This window comes from Pseudomonas sp. FW507-12TSA, from assembly GCF_058781435.1.
Window position 1 is genome coordinate 73609 of the sequence record NZ_JBYSWT010000031.1, and the last position, 16998, is coordinate 90606.

Annotated in this window: 19 protein-coding genes and 1 pseudogene; 13 read left to right on the forward strand and 7 right to left on the reverse strand. The window is 56.0% G+C overall.

Going from position 1 to position 16998, the window contains the following annotated elements; genetic code table 11:
• Nucleotide 1 precedes the first annotated feature (1 nt).
• Nucleotides 2-766 carry a C40 family peptidase gene (locus AC3WK8_RS25460; RefSeq protein ID WP_103326172.1) on the forward strand — a complete coding sequence of 255 codons (765 nt, stop codon included), beginning with the start codon at nt 2-4 and terminating at the stop codon, nt 764-766.
• A 110-nt stretch (nt 767-876) separates the two neighbouring features.
• Here the strand turns inward: AC3WK8_RS25460 and AC3WK8_RS25465 are convergent, their stop codons facing one another.
• The gene (locus AC3WK8_RS25465; RefSeq protein WP_146043287.1) at nt 877-1125 is read right to left on the reverse strand and encodes a hypothetical protein; all 249 of its coding nucleotides are present in this window, start codon (nt 1123-1125) and stop codon (nt 877-879) included.
• Between the two features lie 244 nt (nt 1126-1369).
• Here AC3WK8_RS25465 and AC3WK8_RS25470 point away from each other — a divergent pair, with 244 nt between their 5' ends.
• From AC3WK8_RS25470 to AC3WK8_RS25510, 9 genes are all read left to right on the forward strand, one after another.
• A complete protein-coding gene (locus AC3WK8_RS25470; RefSeq protein WP_146043288.1) occupies nt 1370-1816 on the forward strand; it encodes a hypothetical protein in 447 nt (148 codons plus the stop codon).
• A gap of 611 nt (nt 1817-2427) precedes the next feature.
• Nucleotides 2428-2769 (forward strand): hypothetical protein, encoded by a 342-nt coding sequence (locus AC3WK8_RS25475; protein WP_103326174.1) that lies wholly within the window; start codon nt 2428-2430, stop codon nt 2767-2769.
• 44 nt (nt 2770-2813) lie between these two features.
• A complete protein-coding gene (locus AC3WK8_RS25480) occupies nt 2814-3410 on the forward strand; it encodes a tail assembly protein (protein WP_085599796.1) in 597 nt (198 codons plus the stop codon).
• A 55-nt stretch (nt 3411-3465) separates the two neighbouring features.
• Nucleotides 3466-7017 carry a TipJ family phage tail tip protein gene (locus AC3WK8_RS25485; protein ID WP_103326175.1) on the forward strand — a complete coding sequence of 1184 codons (3552 nt, stop codon included), beginning with the start codon at nt 3466-3468 and terminating at the stop codon, nt 7015-7017.
• Between the two features lie 1179 nt (nt 7018-8196).
• Nucleotides 8197-8946, forward strand: a complete 750-nt coding sequence (locus AC3WK8_RS25490) for a hypothetical protein (protein ID WP_146043289.1) — start codon at nt 8197-8199, stop codon at nt 8944-8946.
• A complete protein-coding gene (locus AC3WK8_RS25495; protein ID WP_146043290.1) occupies nt 8946-9329 on the forward strand; it encodes a hypothetical protein in 384 nt (127 codons plus the stop codon). The genes AC3WK8_RS25490 and AC3WK8_RS25495 overlap by 1 nt, the downstream gene beginning before the upstream one ends.
• Nucleotides 9307-9516, forward strand: coding sequence for a hypothetical protein (locus AC3WK8_RS25500; RefSeq protein ID WP_103326177.1), 210 nt, complete (start codon nt 9307-9309; stop codon nt 9514-9516). The genes AC3WK8_RS25495 and AC3WK8_RS25500 overlap by 23 nt, the downstream gene beginning before the upstream one ends.
• 62 nt (nt 9517-9578) lie before the next feature.
• Nucleotides 9579-10205, forward strand: coding sequence for a glycoside hydrolase family 19 protein (locus AC3WK8_RS25505; protein WP_103326178.1), 627 nt, complete (start codon nt 9579-9581; stop codon nt 10203-10205).
• Nucleotides 10202-10732: a DUF2514 family protein gene (locus AC3WK8_RS25510; RefSeq protein ID WP_103326179.1), complete on the forward strand. Its 531-nt coding sequence runs from the start codon at nt 10202-10204 to the stop codon at nt 10730-10732. Before AC3WK8_RS25505 ends, AC3WK8_RS25510 begins: the two co-directional genes overlap by 4 nt.
• Here the strand turns inward: AC3WK8_RS25510 and AC3WK8_RS25515 are convergent, their stop codons facing one another.
• The 4 genes and pseudogenes from AC3WK8_RS25515 to AC3WK8_RS25530 form a co-directional block, all read right to left on the reverse strand.
• A complete protein-coding gene (locus tag AC3WK8_RS25515) occupies nt 10733-11062 on the reverse strand; it encodes a hypothetical protein (RefSeq protein ID WP_103326180.1) in 330 nt (109 codons plus the stop codon).
• A gap of 361 nt (nt 11063-11423) precedes the next feature.
• Nucleotides 11424-11845 (reverse strand): annotated as a pseudogene (locus AC3WK8_RS25520) (tyrosine-type recombinase/integrase); the annotation flags it as partial.
• Between the two features lie 411 nt (nt 11846-12256).
• On the reverse strand, nt 12257-12493 hold the full coding sequence (locus tag AC3WK8_RS25525) for a hypothetical protein (protein ID WP_103326181.1): 237 nt from the start codon (nt 12491-12493) through the stop codon (nt 12257-12259).
• Between the two features lie 828 nt (nt 12494-13321).
• Nucleotides 13322-13645, reverse strand: coding sequence for a ParB-like helix-turn-helix domain-containing protein (locus tag AC3WK8_RS25530; RefSeq protein WP_442964148.1), 324 nt, complete (start codon nt 13643-13645; stop codon nt 13322-13324).
• A gap of 191 nt (nt 13646-13836) precedes the next feature.
• Here AC3WK8_RS25530 and AC3WK8_RS25535 point away from each other — a divergent pair, with 191 nt between their 5' ends.
• Nucleotides 13837-14349, forward strand: coding sequence for an acyloxyacyl hydrolase (locus AC3WK8_RS25535; RefSeq protein WP_085599435.1), 513 nt, complete (start codon nt 13837-13839; stop codon nt 14347-14349).
• Here the strand turns inward: AC3WK8_RS25535 and AC3WK8_RS25540 are convergent.
• Nucleotides 14340-14645 carry a hypothetical protein gene (locus AC3WK8_RS25540; protein WP_158250063.1) on the reverse strand — a complete coding sequence of 102 codons (306 nt, stop codon included), beginning with the start codon at nt 14643-14645 and terminating at the stop codon, nt 14340-14342. The genes AC3WK8_RS25535 and AC3WK8_RS25540 overlap by 10 nt on opposite strands.
• A 496-nt stretch (nt 14646-15141) precedes the next feature.
• Here AC3WK8_RS25540 and AC3WK8_RS25545 point away from each other — a divergent pair, with 496 nt between their 5' ends.
• Both AC3WK8_RS25545 and AC3WK8_RS25550 read left to right on the forward strand, forming a co-directional pair.
• Complete coding sequence (locus AC3WK8_RS25545; protein ID WP_103326182.1) at nt 15142-15984, forward strand: putidacin L1 family lectin-like bacteriocin; 843 nt, start codon at nt 15142-15144, stop codon at nt 15982-15984.
• 175 nt (nt 15985-16159) lie between these two features.
• Nucleotides 16160-16504 (forward strand): hypothetical protein, encoded by a 345-nt coding sequence (locus AC3WK8_RS25550; protein WP_146043291.1) that lies wholly within the window; start codon nt 16160-16162, stop codon nt 16502-16504.
• 216 nt (nt 16505-16720) lie between these two features.
• On the opposite strand, the gene AC3WK8_RS25555 is transcribed toward AC3WK8_RS25550, so the two are convergent.
• Nucleotides 16721-16998: flagellar hook-basal body complex protein (locus AC3WK8_RS25555; protein ID WP_492574085.1), on the reverse strand; the 278-nt coding region annotated here is incomplete at its 5' end.

The window sequence follows — 16998 nt, forward strand, 5'->3', positions numbered from 1 at the left end:
CATGCTCAAACACATCCTTGCTGCCGTGCAGAAGCACGCTGCGGCTGAGTACCCGCGGGAGTGCTGCGGGCTGATCCTTGCTGTGGGCCGAAAGCAGCTCTATTTCCCTTGCACCAACGTCGCAACCGAGCCTACGGAGGAGTTCCGCATCGCACCGGAGCAGTACGCCGAAGCCGAGGAGCAGGGCGAGGTGATCGGCATCGTGCATTCGCACCCGGACGCCACCAGCAGGCCTTCGCCGCGCGACTGGGCCATGTGTGAGGCCACCGGGCTGCCGTGGTACATCCTGTCCTGGCCGGAGGGCGACCTGCGGGCCGTGATGCCAACAGGTGAAACGCCGCTGCTGGGGCGGCCATTCGTGCACGGCGCCTGGGATTGCTGGCAAGTCTGCGCGGACTGGTACAGGCGCGAGTGGGGGCTTGAGTTCGAAGCTTTCAAACGGGATGACGGTTGGTGGGAGAATGCCGACGGCCCCAGCCTCTACGAGCAGGCCTATGAGACCGCAGGTTTCTACCGGGTGGATCAGCCGCAGCGCGGAGACATGATCGTCATGACCGTGGGCCGCACGGCTCACCCCAACCATGCAGGGATTTACCTCGGTGCGGGTCCTGCGCTACCAGGCGAGGCTGCCGAGGTTTTCGGCCCCGGGCCTTTCCTGTTGCACCACCTGTACGGCAGGCCGTCCGAGATCATCGTTTTCGGAGGTCCATGGCATGACCGAACGCGCCTGATTCTCAGGCACAAAAATGCACAATCAAGCACATGATGCGGCATGGCCGTGGGAGAGAGTTATGAAGCAACCGTTCGAGGTGACCGAAAAAGGAGAAGTGCGCATTGTCGGAGTCGTGATTCGCGACAATGCGCTGCATCAAGCCATTAAGACTTTGCGTCTTCGATTTGGCTTATGGCTTCAATAATATTTGGATGCGAAGAATGAATCGCATTAAGAGCCTGCTCAAATGAGGCTCTTTCGGCGTCGCTTTGTTTTGTAGCCTTGAAAAAGCTTACGTATTTATTGAATTCTGCTTCATCCCAGTCAGGGCGTGACTGTAGGTACAGCCGAATGCTTGCCAAGGCAAACACTACTCCTGATTCAAAGCTTGATACTCCAACCTTTTCTGTCATTTCACTTTCCTTGCGTTATAGGCGCCGATATTGGCGCTATCCCAGTCCTTGGGCTTTCCGGCAACGGACCGGGGCAGTTCGTTGGGAGGCACAACGCTACTACGCCCAGGTCTAGGTCGCGTACTGGCTTTCCGTCCAGGGTGGATGAGCGGACAGCAAGGGGCTGTACTGGATGTTTTCACAGTCTACCTTTCCAATCCTTGAGAGATATGCTGATGGCATATTGATCTGAATAGGCTTGGTCATGGATAGCTTCGACATCATCGATGGTAAACGTGTGCCTGGTTCGAAGATCACCTCTGATGAGGTGCTGCTGGGTTCTCATCATGGGAGCATTACCGTGATCGGCTGCACGTTTGTAATCGCTGGTAGCCATCACGGCTCGCTATCTGTCTCGGGCAACGGCAGGGTGATTGTGGAGGGTCAGCACCATGGCTCAACTTCTCTGTCGGAGGGCAGCCGCCTTGAGGTGGTAGGCAGTAGTCACGGTTCAACAAGCATTGCTGCAGGGTCAATTTTGGTTGTTGAGCCTTTCGGGAAGCTAGCAGGCTCTATGCACAACAATGGTCGGCTGGTTATCCGTGGAGCATTTGGCGGGGCATACAGCGGGCGCGGAGAGAGGGTTGTCGAGGGTGATGGCTACATTAAGCAGCCTCGAATCGAAGGCGGTGTGCACTACTACGAGTGGTGAGCTGGACAGCCCAGCCCGGCGCTGGGCTTTTTGCATCTGGAGTCAGCCTTTTCGCAGCAGCATCAAATAGCTTGAACGAAAGGATAAGCGGCAGGTCCAGGCATATGTAGGTGCTGGCGGGTACACCGCCAAGATAACTGATCATGTGCATGGAGGAGCTGGTCATGGGTAAAGGATGTTTTGCGGTTGCCGTACTTTTTCTTTTCTGCCCGTTCGCGGTGTCTGCCGACACCCATTCAAGCGTGGTACCAATGGATTTCAGTCGGTGCGAGCAAGCACAAGCTCAGATCATCGCCCAGCTGAACTCTCGTCCGTCTCGCATAGAAAAGGTCTCGGATGCGCCTGGCCAAAAGGCTGTGCGCGTTCACAGCAACGGCATGGACGTCCTGATCACTTGCGACTCTGAAAAGAGGAGGGTCCTGGTAGAGGTTTCCACCAATGAACCGGGAATGCTAAGTGTGTCTGCTGACGGGGCTCGGTGAGGTGCATTAACCATGGACGGGTTTAGCTGCAGCTGGTCCAGATTGTCAATCTGGAGGCCGCTAATGTGGCGTTTTGATGCGCGTGTTCTGCAATGGTAGATTGCCCTCAAACCATATAGAGGGACCGACATGCGAATTCTGATAGCGGCCGTGGCTTTTGCGGTGTTGGCGGGGTGTTCTTCGTCTGCAGATCTGATGTCGTCGACACCAGAAGTCACGGTTACATCTGCGAAAACACCTAAAGCCTTTGCTCTATGCGTGTTCCCTGAATGGCAGGAGCACAATTCAAACGCGAGCATGACTGAAACCTCTACTGGGTATCGCCTGGTCAATGGTTTTGCGCAACAAACTGATGATGTGCTGGATATTCGAGAGGCTAAGTCAGGAAGCGTCGCGAAGCTTTACCAGCGAGTTGCATGGTCACAAATTGGGAGAGGAGGGTTGCGAGACTCTCTTCAGCAATGCCGATAAGACCAAAACCGCCGAAAGGCGGTTTTTTTTGGAAGGAGAGAAATATGGCTGCTGCAGTTATGACCGCCCAAGGAATGACGTCGATCATGCTTTCGGGATCTCTTGCTAAAAAATTTGGCAGACGTCATTCCAGGAAGATTGACTCGGGCACATCCCGAGAAGTGTTCAAAGCTCTGAACTGCACCATTGAGGGATTTGAGCACGAAATTAAACGGCTTGCTTCCCTCGGTATGCGTTTTGCGGTGTTCCGAAATCGTAAAAATGTAGGAGAGTCTGAGCTGGATCTCGGCGGTACTCGCGAATTGCGAATAGTGCCAGTGATTGGTGGAAGCAAGCGTGGTGGCGCATTGCAAACGATAGTAGGCGTCGTGTTGCTTGCGATTTCCTGGGCCTTTCCTGTAACCGCACCTTATTTGACGCCTGCGGGTATCGGCCTTGTCGCCGGCGGCGTGATCCAAATGCTCAGCCCCCAGCAAGGCGGTCTCAAGCAAAGCGCCTCACCCGAGAACATGCCTTCCTACGCCTTCGGCAGTGCGAAAAACACCACCGCGAGTGGCAACCCGGTCCCTATCTGCATCGGTGAGCGCCGGTGGGGCGGGGCGATCATTTCTGCCTCGATATACGCGGAAGACAAAGCTTAAACACCACAACGTCAAACAGCCGCCTTGAGGCGGTTTTTTTATGCCTGGAGGAAAGATGGACGTCGAGATCCACGGTGCCAAAGGCGGTCAGAAAAAGCCGAAAATGCCTTATGAGGCAGCCGACAGCCTACGCTCCACTAACCTGGCCAAGATCCTGATCGCGGTAGGTGAGGGCGAGTTCGAGGGCACGCCAACGGCTCGCGATATCTACCTGGACAACACACCAATTCAGGATGTCAGCGGCTCCTACAACTTCACCAACGTGAAGTGGGAGTGGCGGCCGGGTTCTGTGGACCAGGACTACATCCCAGGCATTCCCTCGGTCGAGAATGAAACCTCGCTGAACATCGAGCTGCGCAGCGGTGCGCCGTGGGTGCAGTCGATCAGCAACACTCAGCTTTCGGCAGTACGGGTGCGGATGGCGTGGCCGGCGCTACAGGCACAGGACAACGAGGGCAACGTTAAGGGCTACCGAATCGAATACGCGATCGATGTAGCCACCGACGGCGGAGCTTATCAGCAGGTCCTGGCCGAGGCCGTGGACGGCAAGAGCACTTCTCGCTACGAGCGCTCTCGCCGAATTGATCTGCCGCCTGCGACGTCGGGCTGGCAGATCCGGGTGCGTCGCATTACCCCGAACCAGAACACCAACAAAGTGGCCGACACCATGTTGATCGCCGGTTACACCCAGGTGATCGACGCCAAGATCCGGTACCCGAATACCGCACTGCTCTACATCGAGTTCGACGCCGAGCAGTTCACCAACATTCCTGCCGTCACCGTGAAGTGCAAAGCCCGTAAGTGGCAGGTGCCCAGCAACTACGATCCGGTGGCCAGGACCTATTCGGGGATCTGGGATGGAACGATGAAGCAGGCCTGGACCAACAACCCTGCCTGGATCACCTTCGGCATTTGCACCGAAAACCGCTTCGGTCTGGGCAAGCGCATCAAGAGCTGGATGGTCGACAAGTGGGAGCTCTACCGGATCGCGCAATACTGCGATCAGCTGGTTTCCAACGGCCTGGGCGGCCAGGAGCCGCGTTTCCTCTGCGACATGAACCTGCAAGGCAAGGCCGATGCCTGGTCACTGCTGCGGGATATCGCCGGCATCTATCGCGGTATGACCTGCTGGGCTCAGGGCCAGCTCGTCATGCAGGCCGATATGCCTCGGGCCCAGGACATCGACTATGTGTTCACCCGTGCGAACGTGGTGGATGGCAAGTTTTCCTACGGCAGCGCATCGGCAAAGACCCGCTACACCCGCTGCTTGGTGAGCTACGACAATCCGGCCAACAACTACGACACCGACGTCATTCCCTATGCTGATCTTCCGCTGCAACGTCGGTTTGGCGACAAGCCTACCGAGATCAGCGCAATCGGCTGCACCCGGGCCAGTGAGGCCCAGCGCCGCGCCAAGTGGGCAATCCTGAGCAACAACCAGGACCGGACAGTTACTTTCAAGACCGGGATGGAAGGGCACATTCCATTGCCTGGCTTCATCATCCCGGTTGCCGATTCGCTGCTGGCGGGCCGAGAGGTGGGCGGACGAATCGCGGCAGCGGCTGGTCGCGTGGTGACGCTGGACCGGGACACCCAGGCGAAGGCCGGCGATCGGCTGATCATCAATCTGCCCGCTGGCAGAGCTGAGGGACGCACGGTGCAGAGCGTCAAGGGGCGTCAGGTCACGGTGACCACAGCCTATAGCGAACCTCCCGCCAAGGACCTGCAGTGGGCCCTCGATGCTGATGATCTGGCCATTCCGCTGTATCGCGTGCTTCGAACTGCACGAACGCCGGAAGGCGACTACGAAATTAGCGCCCTGCAGTATGAGCCCAGCAAATACGCATCGATCGACACCGGGGCTCGCCTGGAAGAACGGCCGATCAGCATCATTCCGGTGACTACTGTTCCGGCGCCGGCGAGCGTGGCGCTGACTTCCGATTACGCCATCGACCAAGGCTTGGCTGTCAGCACGATGACGATTGCCTGGCCCGCGGTATCCGGCGCTGTCGGTTACGACGTGGAGTGGCGCAAGGACAGCGGGAACTGGATCAAGGTGCAGCGCACCGGCTCGACCAGCGTAGATGTCACTGGTATTTACGCTGGCGCATACCTGGCCCGGGTACGGGCGGTGAGTGCGTTTGAGATCTCCTCGATCTGGAAGAGCTCAGAACTAACCCAACTCAAGGGCAAGGACGGTGTTCCGCCGGCGGTGGCGTATCTGAACACCTCCAGCGAGTTGTTCGGCATCAAGTTGAAGTGGGGATTCCCGGTCGGCGCCGAGGACACCCAGAGAACCGAGATCTGGTATGGCGCCGGCAACAGCCTGGAGCAGGCCGCCAAGCTCTCGGACCTGGCCTATCCGCAATCGGACTTCCTGATGCAGGGCCTTGCCGCCGGCGCGCAGTTCTTCTTCTGGGCTCGCCTGGTGGATCGAACCGGCAACGTCGGACCGTTCTATCCAGCTGTAAACGGGGTTCGCGGCCAGGCCAGTTCGGACGCCTCGCCGATCCTCGACTACTTGGCCGGCAAGATCAGCAAGACCGAGCTCGGACAGGATCTGCTCAGCGACATAGAGAAGATCCCAGGCCTGCAGGAGCAGATCGACGCGCTCGACGGGCTGAAGGGCTACGACCCCTCGGCGGTGTACCTAAAAGGCCAGATGGTTGTGGAGGGTGGTCGCATCTACCAGGCCATCATGGATGTGCCTGCGAACAATCCGCCGCCGGCCCAGTCGTTCTGGATCGATGTCGGGCAGTCTGTCGAAGCAGCAAACGGCCTCGCACAGCAGGTCCAGACCAACAAGACCAGCATCGAACGCATCGATGGCCAGGTCACAGCCCAGGCTTCGACGCAGAGCACGCTGCGAGCTGCGGCGCGAGAGGATGATGGCGCTGGAGATCTGGCCGATGCCCTCCGCGGCTTCAACAGTGTGGCGGCAATCGCGAAAGAAGAGAAGGTCCGTGCAACTGCAATTGAAGCTGAAGCCAAGCGTACAACAACCCTTGACTCAAAAGTCGATCAGCAGGCGGCAAATATCACGCTTGTTGAGCAAACCATGGCGAACAACAAACAGGCTACAGCCCAGCAACTGAGTCAAGTCAACGCCGCTGTGGCTGACAACAAGGCTGCAATACAGATGACTTCATCTGCACTTGCTGACACAAACGGAAAGCTCTCGACTATCTGGTCTGTGAAGATGGAGACAACCGCGGGCGGGCAGAGGTACGCAGCCTCTTTCGGTCTGGGCCTGCAAGTGGATCCGTCCGGAGTCTCGTCGCAATTCACTGTACGTGCCGACACTTTCATGTTGCTGAACCTGGCAAACGGAACCCCCGTTTCGCCTTTCTCGGTCTCTGGCGGCCAGACGTTTATTCGCTCTGCATTCATCGAGAACGGGTCGATCAACATGCTCAAGATCGGTAGCAACCTAACCTCAAGCAACTACGTGAAAGACGTTTCGGGCTGGGCATTTTTGCCAGACGGAACTTTCCAGATGATGGGGCAAGTTGGAGGGGGGAATAAACTTGTGATTAATAATAGCGGGATTTATATCTACTACCCGAACGGTGTTAAGGCTATCGACTTGAGCGTGGACGCAACATGACGGCCGGACTTGTGGCTCGGGATGCGAGCAATGTCGTTACAGTTGATATGACCAAGGCGCTAAGCCAGGTCGAAGGTTTTGTAATTACAAATAAGGAGAACGGATCTTCAGTAATACAGCTTCCTGCTGGTCGGAACTATTTCTACATCGTGACGGCCTTGGAAGACTCACAGCGGACCACTGGCAAGAAACCAGGGGTAACACTCACGCAGAATTTATTGTCGTGGAGTTATCTTTTTGACTCTGGGTACTTTGCTTTGAATTGCCGAATCACTTATGGGTACTATTGATGAAGAAGGCGGCGCTTATCGTTCGAAATCCAAGCGGCGACATTCTGTATGATACGTCGAAGTCAATTTATGGGCTGATTAAGAGTGGTCCCGTGGAATTTCATGGGTGGTGGAAAAGGGCTAATCAGCCCATATACAATGATGCGATCTATAAGTTCACAGTCGATAATGCTATAAGCCCTATTGTTTTCACGGTTGGCAACTGCGCAAAACCAACCGAGTCGAAAGAGGGAAATAAGCATGTGTTCTACTTCGCCGGACCTGTGTCGGGCATAAAAGTCTATTGCTTTGACATCATGGCGCCCATATTCAAGGGGGCCGGCTTGAAAACTAGAGCTGAGGATTCATCGTTCACGTTCAATAGTTTGCAGCGCCCACTAAATGTGATCGGCACAAGCACGTCGCCTCCGCCAGCTGGCCCTTGGGATGATAAGAACCCGACAACTCCTTTCGTTGGCGGCGGGTCCTTTGTAGGCCAGCATGAATCGCGTGGCTCGCCATGGATCGCAGGTTGGCATGCATGGTATGTAAATATTCAGCTCGATCCTTCTGTTGAATATGCAGCTCATATCCCTTGGTCTCGCGGGTGCTTCAGTAGCACTTGGAACTTTAACGAACTGTCTCCGACAATGTCAGGCGAGGAAGAAGGTTGCACTGGATACCTGGGCGGCGTGACGCATTTGTTTTGGGCTGCTTCTGAATCCTCTTACATGACAGTGCACAGTAGTACGCGCTGGGGAATATACTCTCTTTCGTATGAGCCCCGGCCTTCCTGTATGTATATAGATGCATCGAAATATCCATACCCATTTGACCCGACGAGTTAGCTTATGCGGAACACCTAGCTAAGCCCGCCACCGAGTGGTTTTTAACTGGAGAGCACCGAGCTATGGCATGGCATAGATTGGGGACAGTATCAGTAACAAATGGATCAACTACAGTAACCGGCGTGAGTACCGGCTTCGCTGCGAACACGCGAATTGGTGATGCGTTTATCGGTCCTGATGGTCGTCAGTACGAGTTACAGAATGTTGCGAGCGACACTGTAATATCGGTCCTGCCCGCTTACCTTGGTCCTACTGCATCGGTGCAACCCTATGCGGTAGTACCTGTGCAGGGTTATCAGAAAGGGCTGGCTGATCAGGTTAGAGACTGGACTAATCAGTACGGCCAGAAGATGGCCGATCTCGGCACGACAGGGAACTATGACGTGCTGCCTGTTGCGAAGGGGGGAACTGGATCTAATAGTGCAGCCGCTGCCAGAACTGCGCTGGGTGTCGATGTGACGATGGCGTCTGCTGTTCTTGACCCGCAAACGGCAGGCGGTCTTATGTCGAGAACTGTAGTTAGTGGTTTTGATGTTTTCAAATATGCAAATGGGCAATGCATTATACAAGGCCCGATTTCTACTGCGGCCTCCGTGCCAGCCAATACAGACTTCACGATATCGGCTGCAATCCCCTCTGTATTTGCAACTGGAAATACCGCGCTGATGGCTACTTTATACCCCTCTGCCGGTAATGATTTTAGCATCAAGAACACTCAGGCCCCGAGCACAACCGCGTTCGTTTTTGGGCGCAACGGTGCGACAGCACAAACGTTTTCGGGGAATATCCTGGCTATCGGACGGTGGAAGTAATGAAAATCAAACTATGGGCAGATTTGGTTGATTGGCCGCTCACGGCATCAGTATCCGGTGATGTAATCACAATCAATGGCGAGTCAATCGACCTTTCCGGCATCCCTGATGGATACCGGCTGCCCGGCGCCGCGGTTGGAAACCGGTTCTTTGTTGAGAGTGAATTTGTCAGCCGTATTGATGGGGTTTTGAGCTTCACGCTACGCCTTCCTGTGACTTCAGACAGTCCTGAGGAGTACCGGAACCCGGCGGAGCCAATTGTTCTTGATGTGCGCGCTGGCCCAGTAAGGTTTCCGGACACCAGGTCGGTGATGCTTAAGGTAGTTTCGCCAGCTGGCGAACCGCTGGAGGTCTCAGTAAATGATCGACTTGAGCAAGCTTGAACAGATCAAAACCGAACAGGACCTGACTGATTCAATCAGTCTGAGTCGGGCCCGGGCCTATCTTAAAGAAACCGACTGGCATGCTTTCGCGCTACTCGAAGAAGGCACGCAGATTCCTGAAGAGATTAGAGCAGCCAGGGCCGAGGCTAGAGCAACAATTCTTATGCTGACTTCTGCGTCCATTTAACGCTGTTTGAATAACCATCACCCGCCATCGAGCGGGTATTTTTTTGCCTGGAGAAAAATCCAATGCCACTCACAGAGCAGCAACTGCTGCAGATCCTTCCGAACGCCGGCCCTCGAGCCGGCGTTTTTGTTCCTGCACTCAACCGCGCGATGGCTCGCTGGAAGATCGATAGCCGGATCCGCCATGCGGCGTTTCTGGCCCAGGTCGGGCATGAGTCTGGCCAGTTGCGCAGCCTCGTCGAGAACCTGAACTACAGCGCCGAGGCGTTGGCGCGAACCTGGCCCAACCGGTTCACCGCGGAGACCGCTGCCACCTGCGCTCGTCAGCCTGAGAAGATCGCCAACAAAGTGTATGGCGGCCGCATGGGCAACGGCCCGGAGGCCTCTGGCGATGGCTGGCGCTTTCGTGGCCGCGGCTTGCTGCAGGTCACCGGCAGATCGAACTACCGTGCCGCCGGCGAAGGCCTGGGTCTGCCTCTAGAAGCCCAGCCTGAGCTGCTCGAGCAGGCCGAGCACGCGGCACAGTCGGCCGCCTGGTGGTGGGCCGCTCATGGCCTGAACGATCTGGCCGACGCCGGCCGAATCCAGGACATCGGCAGCATTATCAACACTGGGCAGCCGGACCGGGTGCCGAATGGCGCGGCTGATCGCAAGGCCATTTATGAACTGGCGCTGAAGGTGTTGGCATGAACGCCCTAGTGCTGAAGGTTGGCGGAATTGCTCTGGCTGCCTTGCTGCTGGCCGGCCTGGAAGCCTGGGCTCTGTTCAGCGTCTACGGCCACGGCAAGGCAGTGAGGGATGCCGAATGGCAGGTGCGCTGGAGCAACCGGGACGCCGGCGACAAGCAAGCCTGGGCCATCGATGAGCGGGCAGAGCGCGACAAAGAGCAGGCCCGGCAGAACTCAATCAACAAGGCGGTGCAGGATGGACAACGGAAAATCGATAGCGCGGTCGCTGATGCTGTTACCGCTCGCTCTGCTGCTGATAGCCTGCAGCGGGCCGTCGACGATCTCACAGAGCGCCTCAAGCGTACGGCCAGCAGCAATTCCTGCACTGCCGCCGCAAGCGCGGCAGCAACCCGCACCGCCCTGGTGCTTGCCGAGCTGTTCAAGCGCGCTGACGCGCGAGCGGGAGACCTGGCAGCAGAGGCTGATCAAAGCCGGAGTAGGGGAGTAACGTGTGAACAGGCTTATGAAGGAGTTGCTGGAAGACCATAACTACCGGCGCTGGCTGGGCCTTGGTATCTGCCTGCGAAGATCCTCGTTTGTGCGCCGCAGAAACTCACACGAGGACTCAAGCGCTAGGGCCTTGTTTCGATGCTGTGTGGCCTCAGCTGCCATGCTGCGAAGCCTGACTAGCACTTCCTCGCGATCACGCTCTGCATTCGAATACAGGCCTACTAGCTTGTGGATGTTTTCCCGGGCTGTGCGCAACTGCTGATTCAGCTCATGGATCTCGTTCTCAAGCAAGACGATGTGCTGCTGCAGCATTTCTTCTGTCGTGGGAATACCCAGCCAGTCTGCTGTGTCTTCAATGTCGGGGTGCATGGTACTGCCTCAAGTCCAGTGCTGTATGTGCATACAGTAATCTAGGTTGAGCGGGGCAGCTATTTGAGGCGACGAGGTGTATGGGGTAGAGGATGGTGTTCGGTCGGCAGGACGCCGTAGGAGGGACCAAAAGGCCGAGTGACTTTCCGAGTGACTTTGTAAATTATGGTTCATGACTGTTAGGTGCCGTTGCAGCGAGCGCCTGACGCGAAGCCTTGTGTTTAGCGGCCTGTAGATGTGTCCGCTTGCATGGGGTGCTAGGGGTCGAGTGTTCGAATCACTCCGTCCCGACCATATTTTTCAATGACTTAGCCCAATCTTCACAGGTTGGGCTTTTTCATGCCCAGGGATTTGCGGGGGTTCAAACCGTTTTCCTCCTCAAGATGGTTAGTGCCGGCCCTCGCGAATCGGTCGCTGATACTTTGTTCGCTGCCTCAATCAGATGCTGCAGCTCCGGGGTAGAATGGTGGCTCGTGATGCTGACGTTCTTGTTACTCAACAACGCTTTCCGATCTTCCTCTATCACGTTTGCTGCACGCAGCCTCTGCCAAAGGAGTGCTTCAAGTCGTGAATTCTGATTGATCTGAATCCAGGGTGCGCTGATGACTTATGGTCCTTCTCCCATTTGTCAGCTGCGCAGACCCTGGCTTTCTTCCAGGCCGATTCATTCATCCTATGCATTGCCGTTGGCCCGAACTGTTCAGGCTGTCCGTAGGGAAAGACCAGGTCATTGTGTAGCCCACGTTGCCCATCGATGATGTTCATCGCGATCGAATGCCACACCCTGTTTTCCGATGCGGATCTCAGTCAGGTGCGGCCTGACGGTGTTCTTGAATTCTTCTCTGCACATACCGAGGTATGCCGGAGCCTTCATTGCGTGATGAAGCGGGGCGCAAGCTCTACGGCCTGCGCTGCCTTTGTATTGGCCATAGGAATTCCTCGCCCGCCATCGCCGGCAGGCTTGCATTGTTGGGGGAAGGGTTACTCGCTGTACTGCTTGCGGATGCGTCTGGCGATGGCGTGTAGGTCATGGCTGCACCTCCAGGTCTCGCCGCACTTCACTGTACTTCTCGACGTGCCCGCATGGGTTCCCACAGGGCGCGGGTTGGTGCGGACATGACTATCTCCCGCCGCGCCGATGCGCAGCTGTGAAAGATGTGGGTTATTGGGCGAGGTGAACGGTGAGGGCAATGATCAGCATTGCAGTCGTGCAGAGGACGAGAGCAGGGATGGAGCTGCGCCAGCAGAGCAGGGCGATTGCGTCTCGACCAGGGACAGAAGCCGCTCGCGCAGGATGATCTTGGGGTTGGCCTGCTCCTTCTTGATGCCGTTTGTCTGGGCCACCTCGGAAAGGGACAGGCCATCGCGACGGAGTTTTGCGCAGCGGATCGCCAACTGCTGGCCGCGCTTGTGCGCGCCGGCACCGCTCATTGCCGCTGCTCCAACTGAGCCACGCGATAGCGCAGCACTTGCCGTACCCGATCGCGGTAACCAGTCTCCGCATACTGTTCAACTGGCGGCCCGAAGAAACCTCGGCGCTCGGCCAGGTATAGGCATCGCGCAGGTTGTGAGCGGTGATGTCTTCCAACTGCTCATCGATGAGCGACTTGACTGGGGATGTGGACATTCTGCCTCCTTGCGCTTTTGACAGACGTCCAAGCGCTTGCAGTAGTGGTTGAATTCATCAGTGGTGATTGCCCCATCAGTGAAGAGGCGAGTGATCAGGCCTTGCACCAGGACATCGATGCCGAGCTCACTGTCGGGATCGGCAACACCTTCGAGGGCCTGGTCGATGAGGATGCCTTAGGGCGCGGAGTCAGAGGAGGGGAGTAGGTACGACGGTGCCGGCGCGGGGAGGGAGCCCAGTGCCGGCAGACAGAGTGGCTTTGGTGATTGTGGCGAGCGTTACTCTACGCTGCACACCCAGCGATGGTTGTATCGGTATGGGGCGCGAATGAACGTCACGTCCGATAGGAGAACCATGCCTTTGCTCTTCAGGGTCTCGGTCAGTTCAACCAGTGTCTCTGCTTCGATAGTCATCGCTGTTACCTCGTCAGATTTACTGTACTCATAGTTGTGGACTGAACCCCTTCATGGGGAATTCAATTTTTCTATCCGGGTGATTGAGGGCTTCGCAATTGATTTGCGAGGCTCCCTGATCGGCAGCGGCAATCGCTTGGTGCAGCTTCAGAACAAGATGTGCAGGCAGGCTCAGAATAGGCCCTGAGCTTTCAAGGCTGCCTTCCGGCAAGGTTTTGATCAGCGCTTGTGCCGCGGTGCGGATGGCTTCAAGCGTGGAGTCGTTGGCTCGTGCATCGATCCAGCCGTTACCTTTGACTTACCGGTGGCCTTGGCCTTTTGCAGTTCACCGCCGAGCACCTTGCCCGCTTCCTCGCCGCGCTGGCGCACTACCTGTACCGCAGTTGTAGCGGATACCTGGCCCGAGGCGACAAGTTGTTGAACGCCTACGTTGGCATTGCCGAGCGTCATCACTTGTTTGACGTGCTGGCGGGTCTTGCCGACCTTCTTTGCGATGTGATCAGCCGTCCAGCCAAATGCTGTGAGCCGCTTGTAGCCGTACAGAACCCGGACATTGAGCCGGGTTTTTTAGTTGCTGTATTCGCTAATGAATCTGCGCCACCCATAGGTAAAACGGCCAAATCATAAGTTAAAAATGACAGGTGAAAATTTCATTGAACGATTTGATGGCTCAACGCCTCTTAGCCGTCGGTGATTGCTTACACCTCTCATAATCAGTACTTATTGGTCATAAAATGAAGAAAATTCTGCTGGGTGCTTTACTGTTTTCCTGCGCGTCCTTTGGTGTGAATGCCGCGGAATTGTCAGGTGCGATTGGTGCCACTAGTCAAGGTGGCCTTACTGCCCGGGTAGGTATGGGTTTCGGTTGGGACAAGAGCTGGTTTGAGTCCAATACAGGACGCCTCACGGGCTACTGGGACGCGGGCTATACCTATTGGGAGGCGGGAGACGCTTCCGGTGGCGCGCACTCGCTGTCTTTCGCCCCGGTGTTCGTCTACGAGTTCGGTAGCGGCAACGTGAAACCATTCGTTGAGGCAGGTATTGGGGTGGCGGTGTTCTCCGGAACCTCCGCAGGTGACCAAGAGTTCGGTTCGGCGTTTAACTTCGAAGACCGCATCGGTGCTGGCCTGAAGATCGGCGAGACTCAGAAGGTCGGCATTCGTGCCACGCACTACTCCAACGCTGGTATCAAGCAGCCCAACGACGGTATCGAGTCGTACTCGCTGTTTTACAGCCATCAGATCTGAAACAGCAATTTCCCGAAATGCCCGCCTTGTGCGGGTATTTTGTTCCCAGGCCCTGGCATCCGCTGGGGCTTTTTCGTTTCTGGAGTGTCGATGACGAGACCAGGCCGGTCGGGTGAGGCCTTCTGACCGTGGATACGAACAGCCAGAATTAATACTGGTTGCATATACAGTATTTTGCTGAGATAGTAATTCCACTCCTCGGGTGTATCAGAAGCGAAACCCACTGCGTTGTTGGTGCTTACATTCTCGACCCGTGTGAAGGCCTTGAGCCTCGAGCAATCGCCTTTGAGCGACATGAGTGCGGAAATCTCCGCAATCACTTACTCGACTCAAAGGTGAAAATCATGGAACCAGTAACACTTGGCCAGAAGTTCATTTCTGCCAACGTCACACGGAAACAACAGCTTATTGCACCGTCTGCGAACGTTAATGGAATCATCCTGCGTACTACTCAGATCGTAGGCAGTAGCCTCTCGTTTATTTCGACCGGTACAGCTGAGCCTTCTTATTGGAGTGGTCCGGGTGTCCCGGTGCTGTTGATGGCGTGGTCAAGTTCAGAGACACTCCCAAATCCAGTCTATCTACCTCCTGGTAACGGCCTCTGGGCTTATGAGAATGGTGGCCAACTTCTGGTCTTTATTACTTATGATGTGTTACCCGCGCCCAGCGCCCAAAACGTGGACTAGTTTCCATTAGGCAGTCACTGAAAGCCTAGAGCTTCAACCCATCGCCTTTGAGCGACATGAAAGCGGAATTTTCCGCAAATAATCATTCGACTCAATAGGTAAAAACATGGCTTATATCCGATACGACTTTACTGACAACGGCTCCTCTGTGCTGCCGGCTCGTTACTATATGAAGCCGAATCAGTATCTGCAGTCTCCCAACAAGCGCTTCAAGCTGATCTTCCAGGCTGATGGCAACCTTGCGCTGTATGACGGTGCCCAAGCGATATGGGTTGCCGACCAGAGCACTCCCTTCACGGAGGTGAGCAAGGGCAATACCAAAGACCCCATGATGGTCTTCATGAACTATGGCTTCGTCCTGGATGACCCTTTGCGTGGTCGTATCTGGGCGACTACTCCGAGCGATCCCACCATGGGTTCGCGTGAAGATGCGTCGCTGCGCGCGTTCACCCAGGTTCAGGATGACGGGAATATTGTAACCATCGATACCATTCCTCACTGGTTCGCACCTAATGGTCGTCTGTTCACTCCGGCAGTGGGGGCGGCGATGATCATCGATGGCAATACCGAGTTGGTTCCAGGCCAGTTCTATAGCGCTGGTGATCACTCCCTCGTCTTCCAAGGGGATGGCAACCTGGTGGTTTACGGTCCGAACTTCAGCGTCGTCTGGGCAACCTACACACAGAACAAGGGTGCCGTGAGATGCGTGATGCAAGGCGATGGTAACCTCGTTATCTATGCGGCAAACAATGCCCCGCTGTGGCAGAGCGGCACTGCTGGTCATCCTGGTGCAACTATCCGCTTGCAGGCGAATGGCAGCTTCGCGATCGTAACTGAGCGGCCGGTCTGGGCTCGTTTCGGCTACACCCCGACAATCAAGCCTCCTCGAGTGTTCTATCCGGACCACCAGTGGAAAACCGGTAGCTACACCTGGAATAACGTGTTCTAAGAAGCCACTAGGGTCCCGTGATATTGCGAGGCTTTAGCATGTTGTCTTCAGATCCTGGTGGACTTGTTTTTGCAGTTCGCCAACCGAGAAAGCCAAGAGCTTCAACTCATCGCCTTTGAGCGACATGAAAGCGGAATTCTCCGCGATACAACATTCGACTCAATAGGTGGTTAATATGAACGCAGTAAAAGTTGGCAAGAATTACCTGACAGTAAACCCGGGTAGCAATGTGGTTCAGGTTGTAGCTCCTGCGGCAAACACCTCAGGTGTGATTGTTAGCACTTGCCTCATCAGCACGTCCAACGGCGGAGTGGGAGTGTTCACTGGTACTTCTGCTCCTTCGAGCATTGCCGACCAATCCAAGCCAATCATTTTCTCCGCAAACGCGAGCTCGGCTGTCGGCACAGGCTCTGAGCTTGCTCTGCCATACCCATTATTTCTTCCCGCTGGTCAGGGGCTGTGGCTCGCTGCAAGTGTTCCAGGCGCAGCGGTTGCGTTGACCTGGGATGTTTTGGCTTGATCTGAGAGTACGTGGAAGGGCTTCGACAGAGGCCCCCACAGTGGAGACATAAGCCTCTAGGTAATTCCTCGCCTCGGCATCTGTCGGGGCTTTTTTCCCGAATCCATTGGTTCCTCCTGAGGAAAGGTCAGAAAGTGTAAATCTATTTCAGGACTAGACCCTGCTTTCAAAAAAGCCCCTTGAGCCAGGGGCTGTTTGCTTATCGGCATCAGCGCATCATCGGCCCATCTGGATGATGGTCTGCATGATGGTGCTCTGGGTGGAGATGGTCTTGGCGTTCGCCTGGTAGTTGCTCTGGGCCTTGATCAGGTTCACCAACTCGTTGGTCAGGTTGACGTTGGACTCTTCCAGGGAGTTGGACTGGATCGCGCCCAAGGTGCCGGTCTTGGGTGCGTCATAACCCGGGATACCCGAGGCGTAGGTTTCCTTCCACTGGGTACCACCGATCGGCTGCAGGCCCTGTTCGTTGGTGAAGCTGGCCAGGGAGATCTGGC

Coding starts and splice junctions, on each gene's coding strand:
- AC3WK8_RS25460 (WP_103326172.1), top strand. CDS start 2: ATGCTCAAACACATCCTTGCTGCCGTGCAGAAGCACGCTGCGGCTGAG.
- AC3WK8_RS25465 (WP_146043287.1), bottom strand. CDS start 1,125: ATGACAGAAAAGGTTGGAGTATCAAGCTTTGAATCAGGAGTAGTGTTT.
- AC3WK8_RS25470 (WP_146043288.1), top strand. CDS start 1,370: ATGGATAGCTTCGACATCATCGATGGTAAACGTGTGCCTGGTTCGAAG.
- AC3WK8_RS25475 (WP_103326174.1), top strand. CDS start 2,428: ATGCGAATTCTGATAGCGGCCGTGGCTTTTGCGGTGTTGGCGGGGTGT.
- AC3WK8_RS25480 (WP_085599796.1), top strand. CDS start 2,814: ATGGCTGCTGCAGTTATGACCGCCCAAGGAATGACGTCGATCATGCTT.
- AC3WK8_RS25485 (WP_103326175.1), top strand. CDS start 3,466: ATGGACGTCGAGATCCACGGTGCCAAAGGCGGTCAGAAAAAGCCGAAA.
- AC3WK8_RS25490 (WP_146043289.1), top strand. CDS start 8,197: ATGGCATGGCATAGATTGGGGACAGTATCAGTAACAAATGGATCAACT.
- AC3WK8_RS25495 (WP_146043290.1), top strand. CDS start 8,946: ATGAAAATCAAACTATGGGCAGATTTGGTTGATTGGCCGCTCACGGCA.
- AC3WK8_RS25500 (WP_103326177.1), top strand. CDS start 9,307: ATGATCGACTTGAGCAAGCTTGAACAGATCAAAACCGAACAGGACCTG.
- AC3WK8_RS25505 (WP_103326178.1), top strand. CDS start 9,579: ATGCCACTCACAGAGCAGCAACTGCTGCAGATCCTTCCGAACGCCGGC.
- AC3WK8_RS25510 (WP_103326179.1), top strand. CDS start 10,202: ATGAACGCCCTAGTGCTGAAGGTTGGCGGAATTGCTCTGGCTGCCTTG.
- AC3WK8_RS25515 (WP_103326180.1), bottom strand. CDS start 11,062: ATGCACCCCGACATTGAAGACACAGCAGACTGGCTGGGTATTCCCACG.
- AC3WK8_RS25525 (WP_103326181.1), bottom strand. CDS start 12,493: ATGAGCGGTGCCGGCGCGCACAAGCGCGGCCAGCAGTTGGCGATCCGC.
- AC3WK8_RS25535 (WP_085599435.1), top strand. CDS start 13,837: ATGAAGAAAATTCTGCTGGGTGCTTTACTGTTTTCCTGCGCGTCCTTT.
- AC3WK8_RS25540 (WP_158250063.1), bottom strand. CDS start 14,645: ATGTCGCTCAAAGGCGATTGCTCGAGGCTCAAGGCCTTCACACGGGTC.
- AC3WK8_RS25545 (WP_103326182.1), top strand. CDS start 15,142: ATGGCTTATATCCGATACGACTTTACTGACAACGGCTCCTCTGTGCTG.
- AC3WK8_RS25550 (WP_146043291.1), top strand. CDS start 16,160: ATGAACGCAGTAAAAGTTGGCAAGAATTACCTGACAGTAAACCCGGGT.